Raw genomic sequence first — 26,718 nt, forward strand, 5'->3', positions numbered from 1 at the left:
AAAAATCTAATAAAATGAAAAATTCAAGTATTTTACTTACTGCTGCAATGATGTTTACGGCAATATTTGCAACAGCTCAATGTAATAACCATCAAGCTTCAACCAGCAATAATGATCACGCTACGTCAAATGTAGTGTATGTTCAAAACTGGCACTATAATCAAACTCCAGATATTGTAGGAGTAGCCATGTCCGACAAAAATTTTGCTACACTAGTAGCTGCGGTAAAGGCAGCCGATTTGGTAAAAACCCTACAAGGTGATGGTCCTTTTACTGTTTTTGCACCTACAAATGCAGCATTTGATAAGTTGCCAGAAGGAACAGTAGCAAATTTGCTAAAACCTGAAAACAAGGCAAAACTACAAGCCGTGCTCACCTACCATGTACTTGCAGGAAAAGTAACTGCTAGCGACATAATTGAATCTATCAAGAGAAATGGTGGTGGATTCATGACTAAAACTGTGCAAGGTGATCCTATTTATGCAAGTATTGTAGATGGTAAGGTCGTTCTTGAAGATGCACAAGGTCGTACTTCAACCATTACAGCTACAGATATTGAAGCAAGCAATGGTGTTGTGCACGTAATAGATACTGTGGTATTGCCAGAGTAATTTTTTTCAAGTTGGTTAATGACCTCTTTATCAGTTCTTGCTGGTAAAGAGGTTTTTTTTATTACGCTTTCGAGAAAGCGTACTTACAAGAAAATAATTTTTCAAAAAAAAATGAGCATTCAGACAACCCTTTGAAAAAAGTCTCGTCTATGTTAATAGAAAGTCTGTAAATTGTGAAGGTGATTTCCTTATATACAAACGAGAAAAAGCTTATTCAAAAAGCTGCTAAAAACGACCGCAAGGCGCAAAAGCAGATTTTTGATAAACATGCGCCTAGAATGTTAAGTGTTTGTAGACAATATATTTCGCCAGTAGAAACAGCAGAAGAAATCATGTTAAATGGTTTTTTTAAAGCTTTTAAGAACATTAAAAAGTACAATCACAATGGGAGTTTTGAAGGATGGTTGCGTCGCATTATGGTAAACTCTTGTCTGGATCACTTGCGCAAGAAGAATCCTTTCAAATTTGCTGCACCGATTGATGAAGTTAAAGATGAAACAGATGATGATGGAATGGATGATTGTAATCTAGAAATGCATGTATTGCAATCGGTCATCGATGCTTTACCTATAGGTTATAAAAGTGTGTTCTTAATGCATGTAGTCGATGGGTACAAACATCATGAGATAGCAGAAATACTGGATATAAGTGTAAATACTAGTAAGACGCAATTACGCAAAGCCAAATTACAGCTTCAGCAAGAAATTAATAGTTTAAAAAGACAACAATATGAAGCTTGATTCATATAAAAATAAGTTTAACGATCGCGAGATCAATCCATCTACTCAAGCTTGGTCTAAGTTAGAGGAGCGATTGGATGCAAGTGACAAAAAGGCGATTCCGCTTTGGTACTGGATCGCAGGAGTTGCAGCAGCGCTGTTACTCGCTGTTAGCATTGTAAAGTTTTCACCTGTTCAAAGTGATCAAGTTGAAAATACAGAGTGGTCTGTAACAGAGGATCAGTCTAATGAGCAGCCATTGATAAATAAGGATCTCTTTATTGAAGAAGAGATTGAGAGTGAAATGAGTTTATCTACTATGACTGAGGAATTGGTTAAAGCTAATCATAAAGATGAACCAGTTGGAATTAAGGCAACGGTATCAAAAGTTAAAATGCTAGATCCTAAATTTTCACAGCGAGATGAGGTTGTAGTAAGTGCTACAATTGATAACCAGCATAAGAAAGAGGTCGATGTGAATACTGTTGTGAAAGAACCAAAAATTAATGAACAACAAGTGTTGATTGCACAGGTCGAAAATTCAAATAATAAAAAAGAATTATCAATTAAATCGGTCGATCAGGAAGTAGATGAACTACTAAGTGAATTGCTTAATGAATCTGCTATAAATAAAGAAGAAGCTGTTTATACTGTTAATCCAGAGAGCTTACTGAGAGAAGCAGAATGGGACATTCAAATTGAACAGGAAAATAAAATTCAAAACTGGATTGATAAAGGTTTTAATCAGGTTAAGAAAGAGGCAGTTGCCTTAGTTTCAAAGAAATAATTTTCATCAACATATAATTAATTTAAAATTTTCATGCTATGAGAACAGGATTACTATGGATAAGTTTTATCACTTACTTACTATGCACAGCAGCAGGATTTGCTCAGGAAAAAACTAATACCGTCGATAATTGGAAGTATCAAGATAGTTTGTCAAATGACAAACAATATCCTAAATACTACCAGAAAAAAATAGATGATTTAAATAGTTTACATCAATTATATGAATCAGAATTAAGAACAGAACTTAAGGAGTATGTAGAAAAAGTAAATAAAGATCTGGAAAAAGGTAAAATAAGTGCTGATAAAGCTCAGGAGTTGAAAAGGGAGCGAGCAGCTCAAGTAGCAGCACTTATCACTTCTCATAAAAAGCGTATTGAAGCAGAAAAAGATTTTGTAGTGACCGAAGCAGAAAAAGGTGGATCGTTATCTATATCGACAAAAGGAGTCGAGATTTCTCTAAATGGAGAAAATCTACAAAGAGAAAAGAAAAAATTTATCAAAACTCAAAGAGGTTTTAGCTTGTCACTAGGATATAACTTTTTGAATGGTGATAATCTAGGAATCAATGATTTTAGTTATCCAAATAATAACTACATAGCATTTGGGCCTAGTTGGTTAACTCAATTAGATGAAAAAAATCATATAAGAATTAGATATGGTATAGAATATCAATCCCATGGACTAGAATTGAATGGTAATAGAATTTTTACCCCCAATACAGACGATACAATGGTGGCTCCTATAGGATTTAGTGTTGAGAAAGCTAAGTTCAGACAAGACCAATTAATGGTTCCTGTTCATTTTGAATTTGGAGGAACAGAAAAAAGAGAATACGAGGATGGTCGTGTGAGGTTTACCAGTGATAATAGCTGGAAAGTGGGAATTGGAGGTTTTGCAGGTTTAAATTTAAGTTCTCGTTTAAAATTGAAGTATGAAGAAAATGGTAGAGATATAAAACAAACAACCATTAATGCTTTTGAAAATAATGTGTTCTTCTATGGACTAGATGCTTATATAGGAAAAGGTAATATTTCTTTCTTTGGAAGAATGAATTTAAATGATGTTTTTAAAAGCGGATCAGTGGACGGGCAATATGTATCCTTTGGAATTAGATTTATTTAGCCATAAATAACTTAAAGTATAAGCATCCTTATAAAACCGATTATAAGGATGCTTATCAATTAAATTAGAGTTAAAATAAAGATTATAAAGTATTTAGGAATGTAACTTTATAAAAACCATATATTATGAAAAAACTATTATTAAGTTCTCTATTACTACTTCTGTTTACGGCAGTTCGAGCTCAAGATGATCAAGATGTAAAAAAAGCGCCTTTAGATTTTTTAGATTTGTTTGATTCAGATAGAAGAGAGAAAGAAAATGTGCGCACTAATACTAATTTAGTTTGGGCTATAGGTTGGAATCAAGCACTAGGTGATGGTAATGGAATAGGTGATGACTATCGATTTTGGGGTAGTGGTGTTTTTGACATAGGACTTGAATTTAGTACCAGGTTGCAACCAAATGATGATTTATTTAGGTTTAATTATGGTTTGGATTTAAGATTTCAATCTTTAAGAATCACTGATAATCGTCAGTTTGCAACAAACAACAATATTACAGATTTAGTTCCTGTAGGAATCGATACAGATCGTTCTAGATTTTATCAATTCAGTTTAGTAGCTCCTTTACATATTGAAATAGGACGTCGGGATTTAAAAACCTATAAAAATGGAATTAAAAGATACCACGATGATGATGCCTTTGTCGTAGGGCTAGGTGGTTATTTAGGTTATACAACTACCTCTACTCAAGAGCTCAAGTTTGAAAGAGAAGGTAGAGATGTGACTACAACGGTCACCAATGACTTTGAAATAAATAACTTTAACTATGGAGTTAGTATGTATGCAGGATGGTACGATTTTCAAATTTTTGCTAGATATGGTCTAAATGACATTTTAAAAGACTCACCGATTCAACAACAGTATTTTAGTTTCGGGTTTAGATTTAGGTAAATGAAGAATTAATAGAAAACTCGTCTAGAAATAGTCGGGTTTTTGTTTTTAAGGACAAAATTGAAAGCAACTTGAACAGAAGGTTACGCATTGATCACTTGAACAAATCCAAACTTTTTAGTCATATCCCATAGGATAGATGTATAGAAACGTAACTTTGCAATTCGTTATTTTTATGCTTTAAATTTATTCGAAGTTGATTGCAAGAACCACAGTAGATGCCGTATTTGACACCGCTAGAGTAGAAGAGGTGATTGGAGACTTTGTACAACTTAAAAAATCAGGCTCCAACTATAAAGGATTAAGTCCATTTTCAGAGGAACGTACACCTAGCTTTATGGTGTCGCCAGTTAAACAAATCTGGAAAGATTTTAGTAGCGGTAAAGGTGGTAACGTGGTTACCTTTCTCATGGAGCACGAACACTTTACTTTTCCTGAAGCTATTAAATGGCTGGCCAAAAAATATGGAATTGAAATAGAAGAAACTCAACAAACTGATGAAGAAAAACAAGTTCAGGATGAAAAAGAATCCATGTTTCTTGTTTCAAAATTTGCGAGTGAATGGTTTGAAAAGCAACTTAAAACGGAAGATGGGCGTGCGATAGCATACAGTTATTTCAAAGAACGAGGTTTTACCGATGATACTATAAATTATTTTAAATTAGGCTACAATCCAGATGTTTGGAGTGCCTTTACCGATGCAGCTATTAAAGCAGGTTATAAACTTGAGTTTTTAGAAAAAACCGGTTTGACCATAGTTAAGGAGTCGATTAACGGCGGTGAGCAAAAGAAATTTGATCGCTTTAAAGGAAGAGTCATGTTTCCTATACGCAGCATGTCTGGTCGCGTGTTGGGATTTGGTGGTAGGATTCTAGTGAATGATAAAAAAGCTGCCAAGTACTTAAATTCTCCTCAAAGCCCTATCTACGATAAATCCAAAGTGCTTTATGGAATCTATGAGGCTAAACAAACCATTGCCAAAGAAGATGTTTGTTACCTGGTTGAAGGGTATACCGATGTAATTCAATTGTATCAAGCTGGTATTAAGAATGTAGTTTCTAGTTCAGGAACTGCACTTACTAAGGAGCAAATTAGATTAATACAGCGATTAACCAAAAATATTACCGTCTTATATGATGGCGATGCAGCTGGATTAAGAGCGGCGATAAGAGGAACAGATCTCATTCTTGAAGCTGGTATGAATGTGCGAGTTTGCACTTTTCCAGAAGGAGAAGATCCAGACAGCTTCGCAAAAAAACATACTACTCAGGAAATTCAAGAGTTTTTAGATTCAAATGCCGTTGACTTTATAAGGTTTAAATCTAACTTGTTAAAAAACGAAGCTGCAGGTGATCCTATAAAGAAGGCAGAAATGATTCGTGATATTGTTTCCAGCATAAGCAAAATTCCCGATGCGATATCTAGAGAAATTTATGTTAGAGAAAGTGCTGCAATTTTGGAAATTGGTGAAGATGTGTTATTCTCTTCTTTAGCACAAAATCGAAATGCAAGTGTTAAAGAAGAACGTAAAAAACAAATAAGAGAACAACAGCAACAAACACTTCAAAAAGTCTCTGATAAACAAAGTCCTAGTCTTTCAGTCAATAGAAGAGAGATACTGGAACAAGCTCTTATAAAAGCTTTACTTCTATATGGTGATCGTACGGTGGTTTTTAACGATGAATATTTTCAAGAAAGTGAAGACGGTGAACTAGAAACTGAAAAAATCTCTGTGGAAAATGTGGTGTATGAAAAGGTATATATGGAGCTGCAGAGTGATGAAATGGAATTTTCAAATCCAGCGTTTAAACATCTTTATCCAAAACTAATTGATATTCTACTTTTAGAAGGTCGCATTGATGTTAATACCATTATGACCGAATTGTCTGATGAAGAAGCTCAAATGGTGGCAGATCTTGTAATGGATGATGATAAGTACCAATTACATAAATGGGATGAACATCAAATTTTTGTAAAAACAAAAGAGGATACGATCGCGCCACACGTTCTTGATACCATACTTAATTTAAGAAGATTGATGATAGAAGAAAAAATCAAGGCATTGTACAACTCCATCTCGCCAGACCCTACTTCCGATAACGCTTCAGCGCTTGAAGAAGTTATGGAATATAACAAGCTTCACAAGTATATAGGAAATCGTTTAAATCGTGTGATTTAATTAGCTAGTTGCATGATTCTAGCTTGGTGAATAAGATCGGCAATGCTAGTTGCTTTAAGCTTTTTAAGCAAACGATTTTTGTAGGTGCTCACTGTTTTTTCATTTATGTTAAGCTCCTTGGCAACATCCTTATTTCTAAGTCCTTTAGAAAGTAAATTTAAAACTTCAATCTCCCTTTTAGAAAGTTTTTTGAATTTCATTACTCCATTTTTTCTTCCACTGTTTAATGAAGCAAGAATCTCTTCAGATAAATATTGCTCGCCTCTAGCAACCTTGGCGATGGCTTTTTTTATTTCCTTACTTGATTTTACTTTAGAGATATAACCATTGGCTCCTGCTTTAATAGCACTTGCAGCATACATTTCCTCGGGATGGCAACTTACCACAAGTACTTTAATGTTTGGAAATTGCGCTCTTAAATCTCGAACCTCTCCTATACCTTTACTTTCTGGCAAATCAATTTCTAACAGTACAATATCAGCTTTGGCAGCTTTTACGTTTTCTATTAAATCCTTTCCGCTTTCTGCCTTTCCTTTAACGGTGTATTCTTTAACGTCTTTCATTAAAGACTTTAGTCCACGTCTAAATACAGGATGGTGATCGGCTAAAAATACGTTCATTCTTTGTAAGTTTTCAGAGGTTTTACAAAGATAAAATGTTTACTCAGTATAAACTGTGATTTATTTGTGAGTATGCCCTTACGTAAATTTCTTGTAATCTGTTATTCAAGTAGTTCGTCGGGAATGACACACACTGGGATTGGATTCATCTTGTGTTGATTCCTACGATTAAAATCCAGATAAATTTGTAAGACTTCTTGCTCTCTTCCTATAAAATCAGCGGTAGTTTTTCCTTCCTTAATTTGCTTCATTGCCCATTCCAGTTCATCATAACTAGCTCCTATTTGATCCTCATCAGTACGCTCTGCTCCATAAAGGCCATCACTAGGTGCGGCTTTCATGATACTTTCTGGAACATTTACATGTTTTCCTACGGCATAAACTTCGCTTTTAAGTAAATCGGCAATTGGACTCACATCAACTCCACCATCACCATACTTGGTGTAAAATCCTACGCCAAAATCTTCAACCTTGTTTCCCGTTCCTGCGACTAATAGTCCATTAACGCCACCATGATAATACAAAGTGGTCATGCGTAATCGGGCTCTGGTATTTCCTCTCGTTAAATCTACAAGTGCACTATCCTCTATATCTGGCATTTGATTAATGAATGTATCAAACACGGGTGTAAGATCACTACGCACATCACTTACATTAGAAAACCGATTTTTTAATTGCTCAATATGTTCCTGCGCTCTAGTAACGTGATCCATATGTTGATGAATAGGCATTTCTACACAAAGAACTTCTAGACCTGTCATGGCGCACAAGGTGGATGTGACTGCGCTATCAATGCCACCACTCACTCCTACAACATACCCTTTAATTCCTGCATTAGTAGCATAATCCTTTAACCATTTTACTATGTGATCAGTCACTTTTTCTACATTCATAATCGTATTTTTGCGAGTCTAAAAATAATCAAATTGTTTCTCAGTTATAAGGGTATGAAATATCTATTTAAAATATTGGTAGTTCTCGCTTTCGCGAAAGCGTTATCCTCATGTAATTCTGAGTCGAAAATTGAGAAGGAAATTTCACAAATCCCGATAAATGTAGAGTTGAGGCCTTTTCATAACGAGTTTAAGAATACTGATACTACGGATCTATCTCAATTAAAAGCAAAATATCCTTATCTATTTCCATCACATTTACCAGACTCCATTTGGTATGAAAAAATGCAAGGTCGCGATACTATTTACTCAATACTTGAGGAAGAAGTGGAAAAAGCAAGTTTCAATTATAAGGAACTGAAGGATGAGGTTGTTGATGTAATGAAACATGTGAAATATTATTTTCCAGAATATCAAGCTACGCCTATTACCACTATAATTTCTGAAGTAGACTACCGCATGCAAGTAGTTCCATTTCAGGAAGATTTACTTATTTCAATCGACACTTATCTAGGCAAGGATAACGAATTGTATGCAGGGATGAACAGCTACCAAAGCCAACATTTTAATAAAGAAAATATAAAGGCCGATGTAGCCCACGCAATAGCAAAGTTGTTTGTTGAACCTGGTAACGATCGCCGTTTTTTAGAATCCATAATCTATCATGGTAAGTTGCATTACCTTCAAAGTTTATTTGCGCCAGACCAACCGGATCACCTGATTCTTAAATACACCAAGGAGGAATATGAATTTACTAAGCAAAATGAATTAGAAGTATGGCGTTACTTTATAGATCAAAATTTGTTATATAGTACTAATCCTGAACTTCAATCTAGATTCATACAACCAGCACCATTTTCAAAATTTTATTTAGATATAGACTCGAGTACACCTGGTGGAATCGCTAGATATATAGGATATAAAATAGTGGCAAGTTACATGGAGAATAATGAGATTGATCCTAGTACACTTGTATCATTGCCAGCCGAAACCATATTTAATAATTCACAGTATAAACCTGTACAACAATAATTATGTCAAAGAATCACAGATCACAAATAAGAATAGGAATTGAACTGGATGAAAATAGAGTTCCAGAAAAAATAAGATGGAGCGCACCAGATGGTGGTGTTGATGCTGCCGATGCTAAAGCCATGATGGTAAGCATGTGGGATAGTGTACAGCAGGAGAGTTTTAGAATCGATTTGTGGACTAAAGACATGCCTGTAGATGAAATGCGTGTGTTTTTTCATCAAACACTAGTAAGTATGGCCGATACTTATCATCGTGCTACAAATGATGAAAAAATGCGCGATACCATGCTAGACTTCTGCGATTATTTTGCCGAAAAATTAAATCTTAAAAAATAAAGAGCCTTTAATTTTTCAATAAGGAATTATTCTTGAATCCCGACAAAAAACAGCTTCTAGAGCTAGCTCATTATAAAATGCCGTTTGGTAAATTCAAAGGCAGCTTTTTGAGTGATTTGCCAGAGGCTTACTTTCTTTGGTTCAAACGAAATGGTTGGCCACAAGGTAAGCTAGGTGTTTACATGCAATCAGTTTATGAGCTTAAAATAAACGGTCTAGAAATCATCCTAAAGCAGTTACGTAGCAATTAAGAACAGGCCACACAATTAGGAGTAAGTATTTTATAGAGACTTGTTTATTTCGTCGATGTATCCCAAAAGTTCTTCCTTACCAATACCTTTTGAGGCACTAGTTATAAAATAAGGAGGCATTTCTTCCCAAGTAGTTTGCAATAAGGCTTCTTTATAATCATTGACCTGTTTTTCAATTGCCTTGGGTTTGAGTTTATCTGCTTTGGTAAATACAATGGCAAATGGTACACCATTGCTACCTAGCCATTCCATGAATTCAGTATCTATAGGTTGTGGATCATGTCGAATATCTACCAGAACAAAGCCGCAAATAAGTTGCTTGCGCTGCTCAAAATATCGGGTAATGAATTTTTGAAATTTAGCTTTTTGAGTTTTAGAAACACGAGCGTATCCGTAACCTGGTAAATCTACAAGGTACCATTCATTATTAATTAAAAAGTGATTTATAAGCTGTGTTTTCCCTGGTTTACCAGATGTTTTGGCAAGGTTCTTATGGTTAGTCAACATGTTAATTAATGATGATTTACCTACATTAGACCTTCCAATAAAAGCGTATTCTGGAAAATGATTGGACGGGCATTTCTTCACATCTTGATTGGAAACAACAAATTTGGCACTGTTAATTTTCATAATGTAAAGCTAGGTATTAGTACTAGGATGCTAAGTTCAAATAAAGGTTAGTAACCTCTATCTTTTAACCATTTATCTAGTATGGTATTAAACTCCTCTGGGTGTTCCATCATAGCAGCGTGGCCACATTTATCAATCCAAAATAAGTCACTATCTGGCAATTTTTCATGAAATTCATCTGCCACTTCAGGTGGTGTAACATTATCTTGTCTACCCCAAATGATACAAGTAGGAGTGTTCATTTTAGGTAAATCTTTGGCCATGTTATGTCTGATTGCACTTTTGGCAATGGCCAATGTTTTAATCAACTTATTACGATCATTTACCGTAGCAAAAACCTCGTCCACAATTTCCTTTGTAGCTACTGCAGGATCATAGAATACATCCTCACTTTTCTTCTTAATGTATTCGTAATCACCACGTTTAGGGTAGCTTTCTCCCATGGCGCTTTCATATAATCCAGAACTACCAGTTATTATAAGTGCTTTAACTACTTCTGGATATAATTTTGTGGTAACAAGACCTATGTGACCACCTAGAGAATTTCCTAGAAGAATAACTTCCTTCCATCCCATGTGGTCTATGAATTTCTTGATGAACTTGGCAAAAGTTCCTACGCTAGTTTTAATTAGCGGCATTGTATATAGTGGTAAAGAAGGAACTACAACTTGATAGCCTTCCTTTGGAAAATGATCGATAACACCTTCAAAATTACTTAAACCACCCATCAGACCATGAAGGATGATGATAGGTGTTCCTTCTCCTGCGCTGTAATATTCGAATTTTCCGTCCTTGATTGTCTTCCTCGTCATAAAAAACTGTCTGTCGCAAATATAACTTATAATCTTATAGTAAAAAGACAATTAAACAGCACAGCGATTTGAAGTGAAAAATGAATGGGATATCCCACTTTTTTTATGAGGAATTCGCTTTCGCGAAAGCGCACCTCACAACACTCTATCATTAGCACTAAGTAGAATTTGAAATTGTTCATAAGTCCTCAAGTTATTCAAAAAAGAGCTTAGTTATCAACAATGTGGTAAAAAGTGGTAAAAAGTGGTAAAAAGATTTATATATTTGATTAGATTACCTCAAAATGAGGATGAACCATTGATAAATTTTATAGGAACATACGATTGTAAAGCCGACTCTAAAGGCCGTTTCATGATGCCAGCAGCTATCAAAAAGCAGCTTGCACCTATCATGCAAGAAGGCTTTGTGATAAAGCGAGCTGTTTTTCAACCTTGTTTAGAGCTTTATCCTATGAAAGAATGGAATGAATTGATGGGTCGCATGAATAAGCTTAATCGTTTTAATAAAAAAAACAATGACTTTATACGTCGTTTTACGGCTGGAGTTAAAACGGTTGAGGTTGATTCTAACGGTCGTTTGTTAATACCGCGTGATTTGATTTCAGTAGCTGGGATTACAAAAGATGTAACCGTGTCTAGTGCGATTAATATTATAGAAATATGGGATAAGCAAAAGTATGAGGAAGCAATAGATGATGCTACTGATGATTTTGCAGATCTAGCAGAAGAAGTAATGGGAAGTGATGCAGGAGAATCAATATCATAAATCAGTTCTATTAGAAGAATCAATAGATGGACTCAATATTAAGCCAGATGGTGTTTATGTTGATGTCACGTTTGGTGGTGGTGGTCACTCACGCGAGATCTTGAAACGATTGGGTGATGACGGGCGCTTGTATGCATTTGATCAGGATCCCGATGCTATTCAAAATGAAATAGATGACCCTAGATTTATTTTGATTCAGTCCAACTTTAGTTTTATGAAGCGTTTTTTAAAGCTTCATGGTGTGTCGCAGGTAGATGGTGTTTTGGCAGATTTAGGAGTTAGCTCTCACCAGTTCGACGAGGCTGATCGTGGTTTTTCCATTCGATTTGACGCTCGTTTGGATATGCGAATGAATCAGGAGAGTGAGGTGGATGCTGTTCATGTAGTGAATCAATATGATGAGTCTGATTTGTTACGCATTTTTAAAGAGTACGGTGAATTGCGAATAGCTCCAAAATTAGTACGTCGAATAGTGCAAGAGCGTGCTTTGCAACCTATAGAAACAGTAGGAGATTTAAAACGTATTTGTAAGCCGCTAGTGCCGGCGCGCATGGAAAACAAGTTACTGGCTCAGGTTTTTCAGGCAATTAGGATAGAGGTTAATCGTGAGATGGAAGTGTTGTATGATTTTTTGATCCAGGCAAAAGAGGTGTTGAAAATTGGAGGGCGATTAAGTGTGATCTCTTACCATTCATTAGAAGATAGGCCGGTTAAAAGATTTATGCGTAATGGCTTGTTTGAAGGAGAGCCGGAAAAAGATGTTTTTGGCCGTGCTGAGGTGCCATTTAAAAAAGTTGGAAAACTAATAGTGCCTACTGCTGCTCAAATAGAAGAGAATAATCGTGCACGTAGTGCAAAATTGCGTATTGCAGAAAAATCGCAAACGTGTAGTTATGGCGTCTAGATTTCATAAAATATTAAAAGGTGATTTTCTTACACAAGAAGGAGCGGCAAAAAATTGGCGCTTCATATTGTTTATGGCATTACTGGCTTTAATTATGATATACACGGGCCATTCATTCGAGAAAAAAGTGCATCGATTAAGTAAGTTAAATGACGAGGTGAATGAATTGCGCAGTGAGTTTTATGATTTAGAGAATAAACTCATGTTCATGCAAATGGAAAGCGAAGTGGCAAAAAGGTTGAAAGAGTCGGGTATTGCTCCTGCTCAAGAGCCGCCACAAAAAATTAAAATAAAACTACCAGTAGATGGCAACAACGGATAAGGGTATTCTTAATAGAGCTTATATCGCTGCTGGTATTTTATTACTGGTAGGAATAGGGATTCTGGCTAAAATTCTTCACGTTCAAGTAGCTGAAGGGAAAAAATACCGTGCGCTTACTGAAAAGCGCATCTTTAAAAATGATACGATACCAGCAAATAGAGGTAATCTGTATGATTCAAATGGGCAATTACTAGCAACTTCTATCAGTAAGTTTGATATAAGATTTGATGCTGTTACTCCTAGTGAAAAAGATTTTAATGATAACGTCGGTAAGTTGAGTGATTCGCTTTCGCGAAAGCTAAATAAGCCAAAAAGTTATTTCCTTAACAAGCTTAGAAAAGCTAGGGCAAATAAAAATAGATACATTCTTATAGCTAAGAATCTAGACTACGGAGATTATAAAGAAGTAATCAATTTTCCTTTATTTGAAAAAGGGCCGTATAAAGGTGGGGTGATTGTTGAGCAGCGCGTAGTGCGTGATCATCCTCTAGGTAAAATGGCTGAACGTATTGTGGGTTATGATAAACCTGGTCGAGCTCCTGTAGGATTGGAAGGTGCTTTTGCTCCTTATTTAAGAGGTAGCGATGGTGTAAGATTAAAGCAAAAAATTGCCAAAAGTCAATGGAAGCCCGTAAATGGAGCTAACGAGGTAGAGCCAGTTGATGGATACGATGTCTATACTACTATTGATGTCAATATGCAGGATGTTGCACATCACGCTTTACTTGAGCAATTAGAATACTATGAAGCAGATCATGGTACTGCAGTAGTAATGGAAGTTGCAACTGGTGAAATTAAAGCGCTCACAAATTTAGGAAGGGCAAAAAGCGGTAAATATTATGAGAAAAGAAATTATGCCGTTTGGGAAGCGCATGAGCCTGGTTCTACATTCAAATTAATGAGTGTTATTGCCGCTCTGGAAGATAAAGTGGTTGATACAAGTACCGTTTTTGACACTAAAGGTGGTAAGATTTCTTACTATGGTAGAAATGTAAGAGATTCTAAGTATGGTGGATATGGAAAAATAAATGTAGCTAAAGCATTTGAGGTTTCTTCCAATACAGCGCTAGTTCAAATGATTTACGATAACTATAAATCTAATCCTAGTGATTATGTAGATAGACTTTATGAAATGAATTTAGGTAATAAGATTGGTTTACCTATAGTAGGTGAAGGGTCGCCATTAATTCCTCACCCAGATGATCAAGGATGGAACGGTCTTTCTTTACCATGGATGGGATTCGGATATGGTGTAGAATTGACTCCATTGCAAACATTAACTTTTTACAATGCCGTTGCAAATGATGGAGTAATGGTTAAACCTAGATTGATTAGAGAAGTTCGTTCTAAAGATCGACTTGTTGAAAAATTTGATAAGGAGATAATTAACCCGTCGATTTGTTCACAAGAAACCATTGATAAGGTAAAGGTGATGATGGAAAATGTAGTTAGACGTGGAACTGCAGATAATCTGTATTCACCTAATTTTTCTATGGCAGGTAAAACAGGAACCTGTCAAGCAGAATATTGGATAAAGCCAGGTAATTATATTGCATCGTTTGCTGGATATTTCCCGGCTGACGAGCCTAAATATAGCTGCATAGTTGTGATTCATAAACCCAACGTTAAGAAAGGTTATTATGGAAATATAGTTGCTGGACCGGTTTTTAAAAAAATCGCTCATAAAATTTACGCAAACAGTCCTATTAAAGACGAGATTCAATTACCACAAATTGCATCAGAAGAAGTAGAAAAGTCTGATGAGGTGTTTTATTCCAAGTTACAATCTGTTCAAAAAAAGGTACCTAACCTCAAAGGTATGGAAGTGATGGATGCTGTAGTGATTTTGGAGAATATGGGAGCCTATGTTGAAGTGAAGGGAGAAGCTGGAATTGTATCTAATCAAAGTAAGGCGCCAGGGCAAATTATTAAAAATGGAGAAAAAGTAGTACTAACGTTATGATGTTACTTAAAGAAATATTATACAAAGTAAATATTGAATCTGTCGTTGGTTCTACCGATAAAAAAGTGCAGTCTATTGTTTTCGATTCTAGGAAAGTGGAATTGAATTCTGTATTTGTGGCTATTACAGGTGTCGCAATTGATGGACACAAATTTATTAAAAATGCCATTGAACTAGGCGCTACCGCTGTGGTAGTTGAAAAACTACCAGAAGATCAAATAGAAAATGTTACTTACATTCAAGTGCCTAGTACCAAAAAAGCGTTGGCTTTTATGGCAGCAAACTTTTACGGTAATCCTTCAAAAGATCTCAAACTTGTAGGTATTACTGGAACTAATGGCAAGACAACATGTACTAGTTTATTATATCGCTTGTTTAAATCTTGCGGTTTTAAATCTGGATTAATATCAACTGTACATATACTCGTAGATACCACAGAATATAAGGCCACTCATACAACTCCTGATCCTTTGACTATCAATCATTACTTAGCAGAAATGAGAGATGCAGGAGTGGATTATTGTTTCATGGAGGTGAGTAGTCATGGTATACATCAAGAGCGCACTACTGGATTGCATTTTGCAGGTGGTATTTTTACAAATCTATCACATGATCATTTAGATTACCATAAAACATTTGCTGAATACCGAGATGTTAAAAAAAGATTCTTTGATGAACTGCCAGCATCTGCATTTGCTCTTACAAATAAAGATGACAAGAATGGTGATGTAATGCTTCAAAATACCAAGGCTGTAAAAAGAGGATACGCTTTAAAATCTTTTACAGACTATCGTGCGCACATTATAGAAAATCAATTTGGTGGTTTGTTGCTTAAAATTAACGACCAAGAAGTTTGGTGTAAAATGATAGGTCAATTTAATGCCTATAATATTGCAGCAATATATGGTTGTGCTGTTGAGCTAGGTCTAGAACCTATTGAGGTTCTGGAAAAAATTTCACAATTAGAAGGTGTTTCTGGAAGATTTCAGTATTTCACAACGGCTGAAGATAAAATCACTGCGATTGTGGATTACGCACATACACCAGATGCACTTAAAAATGTAATTGAAACCATTAATGCGATTCGTACTAAAAATGAAACTCTTATAACAGTAGTTGGATGCGGTGGAGATAGAGACGCTACTAAGAGACCTAAAATGGGAATGATTGCAGCATCATTAAGTGATAAAGTGATTTTTACTAGTGACAATCCTAGAACAGAAGATCCACAAGCTATTCTAGATGATATTGAAGCTGGTGTTGAACCTCAAGATTTTAAAAAAACCGTAACAGTTGTAGATCGTAAACAGGCCATTAAAACAGCTGCGGTCATGGCTCAACCTAATGACATTATTTTGATTGCAGGAAAAGGTCATGAAACATATCAAGAAATTAACGGAGTACGTAATGATTTTGATGATAGAGAAATTATTGCATCATTATTAAATAAACTCAATAAATAATATGCTTTACTATTTATTCAAATATCTGGAAGAACAATTTCAATTGCCTGGAGCATCGCTGTTTGAGTTTATCACATTTAGGGCAGCGATAGCATTCATGATGTCTCTAGGATTCTCAACTATATATGGAAAGCGAATAATCAACTATTTACGTAATCAACAAGTAGGTGAAACAGTTCGCGATCTAGGCTTACAAGGTCAAGCGCAAAAGGCAGGTACACCTACCATGGGTGGAATAATCATAATATTAGCGACTCTGATCCCGGTCCTGTTATTATGCCAACTTGATAATATTTATGTAGTTCTTTTAATCATTACCACGCTTTGGATGGGAATGATTGGATTTGCAGATGATTATATCAAGGTCTTCAAGAAAGACAAAGGTGGTTTAAAAGGTAAATTTAAAGTAGTCGGTCAAGTAGGGTTGGGAATTATTGTAGGTGCCATCATGTATTTTCATCCAGGGATAACGATAAAAGAAGAACTAAAGACTGAAAAGTATACGCAACAAAGAGTGGAAGGTAATATTCCTATTCAATTTGAAGCAGCAAAAAAATCCACTAAAACAACGATACCTTTTACTAAAAACAATGAACTAGATTATAGTGAATTGATCACGTGGATTGATGATGACCTAGCCTCATGGGCGTGGCTCATTTTTATCCCTATAGTCGTTGTAATTGTGACCGCTGTGTCTAATGGTGCAAACCTTACTGACGGTATTGACGGATTAGCCGCAGGTACCAGTGCTATCGCCGTGATTACCCTAGCGTTATTTGCATGGATATCTGGGAACATTATATTTTCAGATTACTTAAATGTCATGTATATACCCAACTCTGGTGAGATGGTGGTATTTATAACTGCTTTTGCAGGTGCGCTTGTAGGGTTTTTATGGTACAACACCTATCCAGCCCAAGTTTTTATGGGAGACACAGGTAGCTTAACTATAGGTGGAATCATAGCTGTTCTGGCTATTGCAACTCGTAAAGAATTGCTCATTCCAATTCTATGTGGTGTTTTTCTTATGGAAAATTTATCTGTAATGATGCAGGTAAGTTGGTTCAAATACACCAAGAAAAAATACGGAGAAGGTCGTAGAATTTTTCTTATGTCACCATTGCACCACCATTATCAAAAAAGAGGAATTCATGAGAGTAAAATAGTAGTTAGGTTTTGGGTAGTAGGAATTTTACTAGCCATCATCAGTATTGTAACACTTAAGGTTCGTTAATGAATAGTGAAACTAACATATCAAAGAAAGTCGTAGTGCTTGGTGGTGGAATCAGTGGTTTAGGAGCTGCTATTCTTGCTGCTAGTCGTGGCTATGATGTGTTTTTAAGCGATAGAGCTGTTGTGAATGACGCTTTCGCGAAAGCGTTAAATGAACACGGCATATCTTATGAATCAGGTGCTCATACACTAGAAAAATTAATCGAGGCAGATGTGATAATTAAAAGTCCAGGAATACCTGATCACATTGACTTGATTAAACAATTAAAACAAGCAGGTATAGAAATCATTTCTGAAATTGAATTTGCTTTTAGAGAAGAACGAGAAGTTCCTGTAATTGCTATTACAGGTAGTAATGGAAAAACTACGACGACTTCCTTAATGAGCTACTTGCTAGAAACTGCACAGGTAAATGCAACAACCGGTGGTAATATCGGTGAGAGCTATGCCTTGCAGGTTGCTCAAAAACCAGCTAATTATCGCTTATTAGAGGTAAGTAGTTTTCAATTAGATGGTTGTTATGAGTTTGCACCACACATCGCCATACTACTCAATATTACACCTGATCATTTAGATCGTTACGATTACCAGTTTGAAAACTATATAGATAGTAAAATGAGAATTGCTCAATCACAAAAAGCTAGCGATTACTTCATCTACAACGCCGATGACCAAGCAATAACCGAGGCTTTAAAAAATAAAGATATAAAAGCACAGTTAGTGCCGTTCTCTATGACTCAGGAACTGAAGCATGGAGCTTTTATAAAAGATAATCAAATAATTATAACCCTTAACAACACCCTTTTCACCATGCCTATACAGGAACTAGCATTAAAAGGAAAACACAACACTGCCAATACTATGGCAGCTGCCACTGCGGCAACACTTTTGAAAATAAGAAAGGAGACTATACGTCAAAGCCTACAGTCTTTTAAAGGTGTAGAGCATCGATTAGAAAATGTTCTTAAAATCAATAAAGTTCAATATATCAATGATAGTAAAGCTACCAATGTAAACGCAACTTATTTTGCATTAGACAGTATGGAGCATCCTACAGTTTGGATTGTAGGTGGAGTTGATAAAGGAAATAATTACAGCGATTTGTATGAGTTAGTAAATCGTAAAGTAAAGGCGATTGTTTGCTTAGGAATTGACAATGGCAAAATCATAGAAAACTTTGCAAAATGTGTTGATACAGTAGTTGAAACATCATCCATGGAAGATGCTGTTCGAGTAGCTTATAGATTGGCCAAAGCAGGTGATAATGTATTGTTAAGTCCAGCTTGTGCCAGCTTTGATTTATTTGAAAACTACGAGGATAGAGGAAGACAATTTAAAGCAGCAGTTAGAAACTTATAAAATTGAAATTAAGTAGATACATATCAGGAGATCTGTTTCTTTGGTCGCTCATAGTGGCATTACTAGTATTTTCTATTATTCCGGTCTATAGCGCTAGTGCAAATTTGGCCTATCTAGGAAAGGGAACTGGTGATACCAGTCGTTTCCTTATACGTCATCTTGGACATATTATAATGGGATTAATAGCCATGTGGGCAGTTCATAAAACTCCATACAGATTGTTTAATGGATTAAGTGTATTACTTATATATCCTGCTATAGTTTTATTAGTAATAACTGCATTACAAGGAACAACTATGGGTGGTGCAAATGCTTCTAGGTGGATTACAATTCCAGGTATTGGTATGCAGTTGCAAACTAGCACCTTGGTATTTGTTATTCTTATGGTTTATGTTGCAAAGTACCTTTCAAACATAGCTCACAAGACTATTACATTTAAACAAAGTTTACTGCCATTGTGGTTACCAGTTGGACTCACTTTACTGTTTGTGTTACCATCTAATTTCTCTACTACCGCACTTATATTCATTATGGTGCTGGCACTATGTTTCATTGGAGGATATCCCTGGAAATACTTACTAGGTATTATAGGTGTGGGAATTGTGGCGCTTTCTCTTTTTATTCTAACCGCCAAAGCTTTTCCAGATCTTTTTCCAAACCGTGTAGACACTTGGATCTCGCGTATCGAGAATTTTAGTGGTTCTGGAACGGCTGATACTAATTACCAAACAGAACGTGCACTTGCTGCCATTTCTGAAGGTGGCATACCAGGTGTTGGTCCAGGGAAAAGTATGTTGAGACCTTTTTTACCTCAATCAAGTAGTGATTTTATCTATGCAATTATTATTGAGGAATTCGGTTTTATTGGTGCTTTTGGTATTGTGATTATGTATTTATTAATTCTATTTAGGCTGGTTGTAATTACTAAAAAAGCAAAGGATATTTTTGGTCGATTGGTGGTGATAGGTGTTGGCTTTCCAATAATTTTTCAAGCCTGTATTAATATGGCTGTTGCCGTTAATTTAATGCCTGTGACAGGTCAAACTCTTCCCTTTATAAGTAGTGGTGGAACGTCAATATTAATGAGTTGCCTAGCTATGGGAATAGTATTAAGTGTGAGTGCAAGTAAAGACGTAAAAGAACCTCTTGAAGAAACCAAAGAGGAAGATATGAATCCTTTAGATGTATTAAGTGAAACCATATAGAATTATCATATCAGGCGGTGGTACCGGTGGTCATATTTATCCAGCTATATCTATTGCAAATGAATGCAAGAGAAGATGGCCAGATTGTGAAATACTTTTTGTAGGAGCACGTGATCGCATGGAGATGGAAAAAGTTCCAGCAGCCGGGTTTCCTATAAAAGGATTGTGGATAAGTGGATTGCAGCGCAGTCTAAGTCTTAAAAACATTGCATTCCCTTTTAAGGTTGTAAAAAGCTTAATTGATGCTGGTCGCATCATAAATGATTTTAAACCAGATATCGCAATAGGTACTGGTGGTTATGCCAGCGGTCCCTTGTTGTTTAAGGCAAATCAAAAAGGGATTCCTACTCTAATTCAAGAACAAAATTCTTTTCCAGGAATAACCAATAAACTACTATCAAAAAAAGTCAAACGCATTTGTGTAGCGAGTAAAGGTCTAGAACGTTTTTTTCCTAAAGATAAAATGGTTATGACTGGCAACCCAGTTAGACAAGATTTATTGGACATTACCAGTAAAAAGCAACAAGCTATAGAGTTTTTTGGTTTAGATGAAAACAAAAAAACCTTATTAGTTTTAGGCGGTAGTCTTGGTGCTAGGCGTATAAATCAACTTGTAGATGAAAATAGCGCACAATTGCTCAAGGATGTTCAAATCATCTGGCAATGCGGTAAGTTTTATTATGAAACCTACAAGGCTAAAGAGCAAAAACAACTGCAAGTAAAAGCATTCTTGGAAAGAATGGATCTTGCATATGCTGCGGCAGATTTTATTATTTCACGATCTGGAGCAGGCACCATATCAGAACTTTGTATAGTAGGTAAACCGGTCATTTTTATTCCTTCTCCGCACGTTGCTGAGGATCATCAAACGAAAAATGCACAAGCCATTGTTCAAGAAAATGCTGCTGTGATGATTAAAGAATCTGATTTGGAGCAAAATTTCATGACCTTTTGGAAAGGGCTTATCCAGGATTCTAAAAAACAAGAAATATTAAGTAAAAATATTAAGAAGCTAGCGTTGCCCCAAGCTACTAGTCATATTGTAAATGAAATCGAACAGTTGTTGAATGAGTAATCTTGATCACATATCACATTTTTATTTCATCGGTATTGGTGGTATAGGGATGAGTGCACTAGCGCGCTACCTTAAACAAGCAGGTAAAAATGTTGCTGGTTACGATAAAACACCATCAGCGCTTACAGAGCAATTAGTCAGTGAAGGGATTAACATCCATTATCAAGATGACTATGACAGCATCCCAGCACAGTATAAGGATGTCAATAATGCGCAAGTGATTTATACACCTGCGATACCAGTAGATTTTGGAGAATTAGTTCGCTTTCGCGAAAGCGGAATAACCATACTTAAACGAGCACAACTACTCGGGCAAATATCAAAAACCATGACATGTCTAGCAGTAGCAGGGACTCATGGAAAAACTACAACAAGCGCAATTCTTACACACCTGCTTTATGAGAGTAAAGTTCCTATGACTGCTTTTTGTGGCGGCATAATTGAAAAGTATAATACTAATTATATCCATACAGGAAATGAAGTTATGGTCGTAGAGGCTGATGAATTTGACCGAAGCTTCATGAACTTACAGCCTGAAATTGCTGGTGTTACAGCTATGGATGCAGATCATCTTGATATATATGGAGATGTTGAGGAGTTTGAAAAAACCTTTGAAGACTTTGCCGCATTAGTTCCACAAGGAAATTTATTAACTACTGAAGTGGTTTCGTTACCAGGTAAAAAAGTGGGATTCAACAATGGAGATTATCAAATCTTGAATTATAGAATTCAAGATGAATCTTATTATTTTGATTTCAAAACACCTAATCAACTTTTCGAAAATATAAAATGGAATTTACCTGGTAAGCACAACCTGTCTAATGCTGCTCTTGCTATGTCAATGGCGTTAGAGTATGGAGTGCAACTAGAAAAATTAATAAAAGCGCTTGGCACTTTCCCTGGAGTTGACAGGCGCTTTACATACAGATTGAATAGTGATGAGCTCGTGTTGATAGATGATTATGCTCATCATCCTACAGAGATAAATGCTGTTTTTCAAGCGGTAAATGAATTGTATCCGGATGAGGAAAAACTAGTAGTTTTTCAACCGCATTTGTATTCTCGTACCAAAGACTTTATGGATGATTTTGCCCGCAGTTTGGCACAGTTTGATCAGGTATACTTGTTGGATATTTATCCGGCACGAGAACTTCCTATTCCCGGTATAACATCTCAATCTCTTCAAAATAGGATTGAGAAAATAACCTCAGGGATAACAAGTATGGTAACAAAGGATCAGTTAGAAAACGAGTTGCATAGAAGTAATAAACGAATAATCTGTATGCTAGGAGCAGGAGATATAGGAGTTGAAATCAAAAAAATAGCAGCAAAATGGGTAAAATAAAACCTTACATAAATGCGATCTTATTGATTGTGGCTATTGTGCTGGTTTTCAGTTTATACGCTTTTGGGGCTGTAAGACATAAAAATAGGGAGATAAAGGATGTAACCATCACATTTACAGATTATAGCAGTCCTTTAATTTCTGAAGAAAACGTTAATAAATTGTTGATACAAAATCAGGACAGTATAGATTATCTCACGATAGAAAAACTAGCTTTACAAGAGAGTGAAAAGCGTCTTGATAAAAACTCAATGATTCGAAAGGCTGAGGTTTCCATGTCAATTGATGGTGAAATAAACGCAGTAATTGAACAACGAGTGCCTATAGCGCGCATCATTGGAAAGAAGTCTGGATATTTAGACGAGGATAATAAATGGATGCCATTGTCTGATGAATATGCAGTACGTGTACCTGTAATTTTTGGATATGAAAGTGACTTTCAAAACGATGTTTTTGAATTAGTTTCCTTTATAAGAAAAGATAAGTGGTTACAAAAGGTTATTGCAGCAATTGAACTAGATAAAGGAAATGTAAAGTTGAAACCTAGGGCAATGAAGCATAAAATAAACCTGGGTAAAATTGATAAACTAGAGCATAAGTTCATTAATTATAAAGCCTTTATAGCCAAGGCTGAAAAAGATAAAACGCTAGAAAGTATAAGTACTGTTGACCTAAGATTTAATAATCAGGTGGTTGTTATAAAATAAAAAAGGGGAAGAAATGGAAGCACAAGAATATGCAGTAGGACTAGACATCGGTACCACAAAAATTGTGGCAATGATTGGTCGTAAAAATGAATATGGTAAGCTCGAGATTCTAGGTGTAGGAAAATCAAAAAGTTTAGGTGTACATCGTGGTGTTGTAAACAACATTACTCAAACAATTACATCTATTCAGCAAGCAGTTCAACAAGCTGAAACGGTAAGCGGTATTAAAATTGAAAATGTAACAGTAGGAATAGCAGGTCAACATATACGCAGTTTACAGCACAGCGATTATATTACTCGACAGGATAGTGAATCTGTAATAAATGAAACTGATATTGCAAACCTTTGCAATCAAGTACACAAACTGGTGATGCTGCCTGGAGAAGAAATTATACATGTTCTACCACAGGAATATAAAATAGATGGTCAAAGCGATGTACAAGAACCATGCGGTATGTACGGTGGTAGATTAGAAGCCAATTTTCATGTAGTAGTAGGGCAAATTGCCTCAATTAGAAATATTGGTAGATGTATAAAAAGCGCTGGACTGGAACTTAAAAATCTTACTCTAGAACCACTCGCTAGTGCTGATGCTGTTCTGGGAAGTGATGAAAAGGAAGCTGGAGTAGCTTTAATCGATATAGGTGGTGGAACTACTGATCTGGCCATCTTTAAAGATGGAATCATTCGTCATACAGCAGTAATACCACAAGGAGGAAATATCATTACTGAAGACATAAAAGCTGGTTGCTCAATTATAGAAAAGCAGGCAGAATTACTTAAAACAAAATTTGGTAGCGCCTGGCCAGGAGAAAATAAAGACAATGAGATTGTTTCTATTCCTGGATTAAGAGGTAGAGAACCCAAGGAGATTACGCTTAAAAACCTAAGTAAAATAATTCACTCGCGAGTGGTTGAGATATTAGAATCCGTTTTTATGGAAATCAAAAACTACGGTTTTGACCAACCTAAAAAACAACTTATCGCAGGAATAGTACTTACAGGTGGTGGTAGTCAATTAAAGCATATAAAACAACTTACCGAGTATGTTACAGGAATGCCTACTCGTATAGGCTACCCTAATGAACATCTGGCAGGTGATAGCGATAAGGAAAACACAAGTCCGATTTTTGCCACAGCTGTTGGTCTGGTAATGAAAGGCCTTCAAGAGCTTGAGGTTATTGAAGAAGAGGAAGAGATAATAGAAGAAGTAGCACCAGTAGTACAACAGGTACAACCTGAATCTATTACAGAGGTTGAGGAAGAAGAAGTGCCACAACCTAAAGAAAAACCACAGAAAAAACCATCTAACAACTTCTTTTCAAACTGGGTAAAATCAGTAAAAGAGTTTATAGATAACGCAGAATAAAAGAGAAAGAACAAAATTTAAAGTAGCATAAATGAGTATGGAAGTAGGAAGCGATTTATCCTTTGACTTACCTAAGAACAAATCAAATGTGATTAAGGTAATAGGAGTAGGCGGCGGTGGAAGCAACGCCATTAAACACATGTTTCAACAAGGAATTAAGGGTGTAGATTTTGTCATTTGTAATACAGATGCTCAAGCGCTCGAGAACAGTCCTATCCCTAATAAAATACAATTAGGAGTATCCTTAACAGAAGGATTGGGTGCTGGTGCAAATCCAGAAATTGGAGAAAGAGCAGCGCAAGAATCTATTTCAGAAATTCAAAGATTGTTAGATACCAATACTAAAATGGTATTTATTACAGCAGGAATGGGTGGAGGAACAGGAACTGGTGCAGCACCTGTGATAGCTCAGGTAGCAAAGGAAATGGATATTCTTACTGTAGGTATCGTAACAACACCTTTCCAGTTTGAGGGAAGAATAAGAAACGAACAAGCCCAAAAAGGAATAGATAAACTTAGAAAGTCAGTTGATTCCCTGATTATTATAAACAATAACAAGCTACGAGATGTTTATGGTAATTTAGGATTTAAAGCCGGTTTTTCTAAGGCAGATGAAGTACTCGCTACTGCTTCAAGAGGTATTGCCGAGGTAATTACAAAGCACTACATCCAGAACATTGACCTACGCGATGCAAAAACGGTACTAGTAAACTCTGGTACAGCAATAATGGGTAGTGCACATGCTACCGGATCAAATCGTGCCCAAGAAGGAATAATTAAAGCATTGGACTCACCATTGCTTAATGATAATAAAATTACTGGTGCAAAACACGTGTTGCTACTTATCGTGTCTGGATCAGAAGAGATTACCCTTGATGAAATAAGTGAGATTAACGAGCACATACAGTCTGAAGCTGGTGGAAGCGCAAACATCATCATGGGTGTAGGTGAGGACGAAGAATTAGGAGATTCAATCGCAGTAACGGTTATCGCAACTGGCTTTAATGCTGAACAGCAAAACGAAATATCTAATACAGAAGCAAAACGCATCATTCACACCTTAGAAGAAGAGCAGCGCGCTTCACGTGTTTTAGATGAAGCTACTGATAAAGTGGTGCCAGGAAAACTGATTCTTGATTTAGAAGAAGATCATGAAGATGAAATACAGGCAGTTGATAATAACGCTTTCGCGAAAGCGGAACCAAAAAAAACAGTACAGCCATCACAACCTCAAGAACCTTTAATCATTAAACATGAATTAGGCGATGAGGATCCAGAAGACGCTATGCCAGTTATGCCAAAGTTGTTTGAAGATGAACCTAATCCTATTATCCCAACAACTGAAGTTCTTAAGAATATAGAAGTGGTGTACGAGGAAGTACTAGATGTAAAACCTCAATCACAATTAGATTTTGTTATAGAGGAAACTCCTGTTGTACAACAACCAGAAGTTGAATCAAGAGAAGAAGAACGCGATCAATTCTTTCTAGACTTTGACTTACCATTGTCTCAACAATTGGGTATGGACGAGGAAAATACGGAAGAAATTAATGCCCTAGAGGTTAATGATCCAGTGCACGTTATTCCAGTGACTGAAGTAAATGAAACGGGTGTTACTAAGTATTCACTAGACGACTACATGGAAAAAGAAGATGAGCTAGTCAATGCACAACCTGTTAAAAAAGTTGAGGAAACAAATACGGTGATAGAACCAGAGCTAGAAATAGTTGCCAAAACAGTGCAAGCACCAGCTGAAGATGTAGAGTCAAGCATGGAAATTGACGAAGAAATTGATCCTACTGAATTACCAATAAATGAAATGTTGTTGCGTAATGCCGAAAAACGCAAACGCACCATGCATCACTTAAATTTTAAATTTAAGAGTTCGCACAGATTGGAAGAACTGGAAAAGCAACCAGCTTTTAAACGTCAAGGTGTAGAGTTAGAAGCTCCAAAAACTGATGACGGACGATCAAGAACAACCTTGAATATTGATGAAAATGATGAGTTACAGTTTAGATCAAGTAACAATTCGTTTTTACACGACGCACCAGATTAAGATTTAGTTTAAAAAGTGTTTTTTACAGCGTTTGATACATCCCCAAGTATTGAGCGCTT

Annotated in this window: 26 protein-coding genes; 22 read left to right on the forward strand and 4 right to left on the reverse strand. The window is 36.1% G+C overall.

Annotated elements, in window-relative coordinates:
* The first annotated feature begins 14 nt into the window (after positions 1–14).
* The 6 genes from BST91_RS00915 (at position 15) to dnaG (ending at position 6,313) form a co-directional block, all read left to right on the forward strand.
* Positions 15–611: a fasciclin domain-containing protein gene (locus BST91_RS00915; RefSeq protein ID WP_060523150.1), complete on the forward strand. Its 597-nt coding sequence runs from the start codon at positions 15–17 to the stop codon at positions 609–611.
* 179 nt (positions 612–790) lie between these two features.
* The gene (locus tag BST91_RS00920) at positions 791–1,351 is read left to right on the forward strand and encodes an RNA polymerase sigma factor (protein ID WP_317043048.1); all 561 of its coding nucleotides are present in this window, start codon (positions 791–793) and stop codon (positions 1,349–1,351) included.
* Positions 1,341–2,117, forward strand: a complete 777-nt coding sequence (locus BST91_RS00925) for a hypothetical protein (RefSeq protein ID WP_085774150.1) — start codon at positions 1,341–1,343, stop codon at positions 2,115–2,117. Before BST91_RS00920 ends, BST91_RS00925 begins: the two co-directional genes overlap by 11 nt.
* Positions 2,118–2,155: 38 nt before the next feature.
* Positions 2,156–3,241: a hypothetical protein gene (locus BST91_RS00930; RefSeq protein ID WP_052510414.1), complete on the forward strand. Its 1,086-nt coding sequence runs from the start codon at positions 2,156–2,158 to the stop codon at positions 3,239–3,241.
* Positions 3,242–3,366: 125 nt separating this feature from the next.
* The gene (locus tag BST91_RS00935) at positions 3,367–4,134 is read left to right on the forward strand and encodes a hypothetical protein (RefSeq protein ID WP_085774151.1); all 768 of its coding nucleotides are present in this window, start codon (positions 3,367–3,369) and stop codon (positions 4,132–4,134) included.
* Positions 4,135–4,330: 196 nt separating this feature from the next.
* Positions 4,331–6,313: a DNA primase gene (gene dnaG / locus BST91_RS00940; protein WP_042279932.1), complete on the forward strand. Its 1,983-nt coding sequence runs from the start codon at positions 4,331–4,333 to the stop codon at positions 6,311–6,313.
* Here the strand turns inward: dnaG and BST91_RS00945 are convergent.
* Positions 6,310–6,933 (reverse strand): response regulator, encoded by a 624-nt coding sequence (locus BST91_RS00945; protein WP_042279930.1) that lies wholly within the window; start codon positions 6,931–6,933, stop codon positions 6,310–6,312. The two genes, dnaG and BST91_RS00945, sit on opposite strands and share 4 nt — an antisense overlap.
* A 101-nt stretch (positions 6,934–7,034) precedes the next feature.
* Positions 7,035–7,826 carry an NAD(+) synthase gene (nadE, locus tag BST91_RS00950; RefSeq protein WP_085774152.1) on the reverse strand — a complete coding sequence of 264 codons (792 nt, stop codon included), beginning with the start codon at positions 7,824–7,826 and terminating at the stop codon, positions 7,035–7,037.
* 54 nt (positions 7,827–7,880) lie between these two features.
* On the opposite strand from nadE, the gene gldB reads away from it, so the two are divergent.
* From gldB to BST91_RS00965, 3 genes are read left to right on the forward strand one after another with little or no spacing between them, the layout of a single operon-like run.
* Positions 7,881–8,858 carry a gliding motility lipoprotein GldB gene (gldB, locus tag BST91_RS00955; protein WP_085775653.1) on the forward strand — a complete coding sequence of 326 codons (978 nt, stop codon included), beginning with the start codon at positions 7,881–7,883 and terminating at the stop codon, positions 8,856–8,858.
* Positions 8,859–8,860: 2 nt separating this feature from the next.
* Positions 8,861–9,196 carry a gliding motility protein GldC gene (gldC, locus tag BST91_RS00960; RefSeq protein ID WP_085774153.1) on the forward strand — a complete coding sequence of 112 codons (336 nt, stop codon included), beginning with the start codon at positions 8,861–8,863 and terminating at the stop codon, positions 9,194–9,196.
* 32 nt (positions 9,197–9,228) lie between these two features.
* Positions 9,229–9,447 carry a DUF3820 family protein gene (locus BST91_RS00965; RefSeq protein ID WP_042279925.1) on the forward strand — a complete coding sequence of 73 codons (219 nt, stop codon included), beginning with the start codon at positions 9,229–9,231 and terminating at the stop codon, positions 9,445–9,447.
* A 30-nt stretch (positions 9,448–9,477) separates the two neighbouring features.
* Here the strand turns inward: BST91_RS00965 and yihA are convergent, their stop codons facing one another.
* Positions 9,478–10,077 (reverse strand): ribosome biogenesis GTP-binding protein YihA/YsxC, encoded by a 600-nt coding sequence (gene yihA, locus BST91_RS00970; RefSeq protein WP_042279923.1) that lies wholly within the window; start codon positions 10,075–10,077, stop codon positions 9,478–9,480.
* Between the two features lie 47 nt (positions 10,078–10,124).
* Positions 10,125–10,889: an alpha/beta fold hydrolase gene (locus BST91_RS00975; RefSeq protein WP_042279921.1), complete on the reverse strand. Its 765-nt coding sequence runs from the start codon at positions 10,887–10,889 to the stop codon at positions 10,125–10,127.
* Between the two features lie 298 nt (positions 10,890–11,187).
* Here BST91_RS00975 and mraZ point away from each other — a divergent pair, with 298 nt between their 5' ends.
* Genes mraZ through ftsZ form a run of 13 tightly spaced genes read left to right on the forward strand, consistent with a single transcriptional unit; the run spans position 11,188 to position 26,659 of the window.
* Entirely contained in the window at positions 11,188–11,655 is a 468-nt protein-coding gene (mraZ, locus tag BST91_RS00980) for a division/cell wall cluster transcriptional repressor MraZ (protein WP_060524998.1), read from the forward strand.
* Positions 11,633–12,559 carry a 16S rRNA (cytosine(1402)-N(4))-methyltransferase RsmH gene (gene rsmH, locus BST91_RS00985; RefSeq protein ID WP_085774154.1) on the forward strand — a complete coding sequence of 309 codons (927 nt, stop codon included), beginning with the start codon at positions 11,633–11,635 and terminating at the stop codon, positions 12,557–12,559. The genes mraZ and rsmH overlap by 23 nt, the downstream gene beginning before the upstream one ends.
* Positions 12,549–12,881 carry an FtsL-like putative cell division protein gene (locus BST91_RS00990; protein WP_042279917.1) on the forward strand — a complete coding sequence of 111 codons (333 nt, stop codon included), beginning with the start codon at positions 12,549–12,551 and terminating at the stop codon, positions 12,879–12,881. Before rsmH ends, BST91_RS00990 begins: the two co-directional genes overlap by 11 nt.
* On the forward strand, positions 12,865–14,844 hold the full coding sequence (locus tag BST91_RS00995; RefSeq protein ID WP_085774155.1) for a penicillin-binding protein: 1,980 nt from the start codon (positions 12,865–12,867) through the stop codon (positions 14,842–14,844). Before BST91_RS00990 ends, BST91_RS00995 begins: the two co-directional genes overlap by 17 nt.
* Positions 14,841–16,307, forward strand: coding sequence for a UDP-N-acetylmuramoyl-L-alanyl-D-glutamate--2,6-diaminopimelate ligase (locus BST91_RS01000; RefSeq protein ID WP_042279914.1), 1,467 nt, complete (start codon positions 14,841–14,843; stop codon positions 16,305–16,307). The genes BST91_RS00995 and BST91_RS01000 overlap by 4 nt, the downstream gene beginning before the upstream one ends.
* 1 nt (position 16,308) lies before the next feature.
* Positions 16,309–17,541: a phospho-N-acetylmuramoyl-pentapeptide-transferase gene (gene mraY / locus BST91_RS01005; RefSeq protein ID WP_042279912.1), complete on the forward strand. Its 1,233-nt coding sequence runs from the start codon at positions 16,309–16,311 to the stop codon at positions 17,539–17,541.
* Positions 17,541–18,899, forward strand: coding sequence for a UDP-N-acetylmuramoyl-L-alanine--D-glutamate ligase (gene murD, locus BST91_RS01010; protein WP_085774156.1), 1,359 nt, complete (start codon positions 17,541–17,543; stop codon positions 18,897–18,899). Before mraY ends, murD begins: the two co-directional genes overlap by 1 nt.
* Positions 18,900–18,901: 2 nt before the next feature.
* The gene (locus tag BST91_RS01015) at positions 18,902–20,104 is read left to right on the forward strand and encodes an FtsW/RodA/SpoVE family cell cycle protein (RefSeq protein WP_060523138.1); all 1,203 of its coding nucleotides are present in this window, start codon (positions 18,902–18,904) and stop codon (positions 20,102–20,104) included.
* On the forward strand, positions 20,091–21,179 hold the full coding sequence (murG, locus tag BST91_RS01020) for an undecaprenyldiphospho-muramoylpentapeptide beta-N-acetylglucosaminyltransferase (protein ID WP_085774157.1): 1,089 nt from the start codon (positions 20,091–20,093) through the stop codon (positions 21,177–21,179). Before BST91_RS01015 ends, murG begins: the two co-directional genes overlap by 14 nt.
* A complete protein-coding gene (gene murC, locus BST91_RS01025) occupies positions 21,172–22,524 on the forward strand; it encodes a UDP-N-acetylmuramate--L-alanine ligase (protein WP_085774158.1) in 1,353 nt (450 codons plus the stop codon). Before murG ends, murC begins: the two co-directional genes overlap by 8 nt.
* The gene (locus BST91_RS01030; protein ID WP_085774159.1) at positions 22,512–23,231 is read left to right on the forward strand and encodes a cell division protein FtsQ/DivIB; all 720 of its coding nucleotides are present in this window, start codon (positions 22,512–22,514) and stop codon (positions 23,229–23,231) included. The genes murC and BST91_RS01030 overlap by 13 nt, the downstream gene beginning before the upstream one ends.
* A gap of 13 nt (positions 23,232–23,244) precedes the next feature.
* Complete coding sequence (gene ftsA, locus BST91_RS01035) at positions 23,245–24,600, forward strand: cell division protein FtsA (RefSeq protein WP_085774160.1); 1,356 nt, start codon at positions 23,245–23,247, stop codon at positions 24,598–24,600.
* 31 nt (positions 24,601–24,631) lie between these two features.
* Positions 24,632–26,659, forward strand: coding sequence for a cell division protein FtsZ (gene ftsZ, locus BST91_RS01040; RefSeq protein ID WP_042279900.1), 2,028 nt, complete (start codon positions 24,632–24,634; stop codon positions 26,657–26,659).
* The last annotated feature ends 59 nt before the right edge of the window (positions 26,660–26,718 follow it).

Source organism: Nonlabens tegetincola (assembly GCF_002117085.1).
Classification (GTDB): domain Bacteria; phylum Bacteroidota; class Bacteroidia; order Flavobacteriales; family Flavobacteriaceae; genus Nonlabens; species Nonlabens tegetincola.

What these genes read in the sequence shown, in the direction of transcription:
- BST91_RS00915 (WP_060523150.1), top strand. Translation starts at nt 15, where the DNA reads ATGAAAAATTCAAGTATTTTACTTACTGCTGCAATGATGTTTACGGCA.
- BST91_RS00925 (WP_085774150.1), top strand. Translation starts at nt 1,341, where the DNA reads ATGAAGCTTGATTCATATAAAAATAAGTTTAACGATCGCGAGATCAAT.
- BST91_RS00930 (WP_052510414.1), top strand. Translation starts at nt 2,156, where the DNA reads ATGAGAACAGGATTACTATGGATAAGTTTTATCACTTACTTACTATGC.
- BST91_RS00935 (WP_085774151.1), top strand. Translation starts at nt 3,367, where the DNA reads ATGAAAAAACTATTATTAAGTTCTCTATTACTACTTCTGTTTACGGCA.
- BST91_RS00945 (WP_042279930.1), bottom strand. Translation starts at nt 6,933, where the DNA reads ATGAACGTATTTTTAGCCGATCACCATCCTGTATTTAGACGTGGACTA.
- nadE (WP_085774152.1), bottom strand. Translation starts at nt 7,826, where the DNA reads ATGAATGTAGAAAAAGTGACTGATCACATAGTAAAATGGTTAAAGGAT.
- gldB (WP_085775653.1), top strand. Translation starts at nt 7,881, where the DNA reads ATGAAATATCTATTTAAAATATTGGTAGTTCTCGCTTTCGCGAAAGCG.
- gldC (WP_085774153.1), top strand. Translation starts at nt 8,861, where the DNA reads ATGTCAAAGAATCACAGATCACAAATAAGAATAGGAATTGAACTGGAT.
- yihA (WP_042279923.1), bottom strand. Translation starts at nt 10,077, where the DNA reads ATGAAAATTAACAGTGCCAAATTTGTTGTTTCCAATCAAGATGTGAAG.
- BST91_RS00975 (WP_042279921.1), bottom strand. Translation starts at nt 10,889, where the DNA reads ATGACGAGGAAGACAATCAAGGACGGAAAATTCGAATATTACAGCGCA.
- rsmH (WP_085774154.1), top strand. Translation starts at nt 11,633, where the DNA reads ATGCAGGAGAATCAATATCATAAATCAGTTCTATTAGAAGAATCAATA.
- BST91_RS00990 (WP_042279917.1), top strand. Translation starts at nt 12,549, where the DNA reads ATGGCGTCTAGATTTCATAAAATATTAAAAGGTGATTTTCTTACACAA.
- BST91_RS00995 (WP_085774155.1), top strand. Translation starts at nt 12,865, where the DNA reads ATGGCAACAACGGATAAGGGTATTCTTAATAGAGCTTATATCGCTGCT.
- BST91_RS01000 (WP_042279914.1), top strand. Translation starts at nt 14,841, where the DNA reads ATGATGTTACTTAAAGAAATATTATACAAAGTAAATATTGAATCTGTC.
- mraY (WP_042279912.1), top strand. Translation starts at nt 16,309, where the DNA reads ATGCTTTACTATTTATTCAAATATCTGGAAGAACAATTTCAATTGCCT.
- murD (WP_085774156.1), top strand. Translation starts at nt 17,541, where the DNA reads ATGAATAGTGAAACTAACATATCAAAGAAAGTCGTAGTGCTTGGTGGT.
- murC (WP_085774158.1), top strand. Translation starts at nt 21,172, where the DNA reads ATGAGTAATCTTGATCACATATCACATTTTTATTTCATCGGTATTGGT.
- BST91_RS01030 (WP_085774159.1), top strand. Translation starts at nt 22,512, where the DNA reads ATGGGTAAAATAAAACCTTACATAAATGCGATCTTATTGATTGTGGCT.
- ftsA (WP_085774160.1), top strand. Translation starts at nt 23,245, where the DNA reads ATGGAAGCACAAGAATATGCAGTAGGACTAGACATCGGTACCACAAAA.
- ftsZ (WP_042279900.1), top strand. Translation starts at nt 24,632, where the DNA reads ATGAGTATGGAAGTAGGAAGCGATTTATCCTTTGACTTACCTAAGAAC.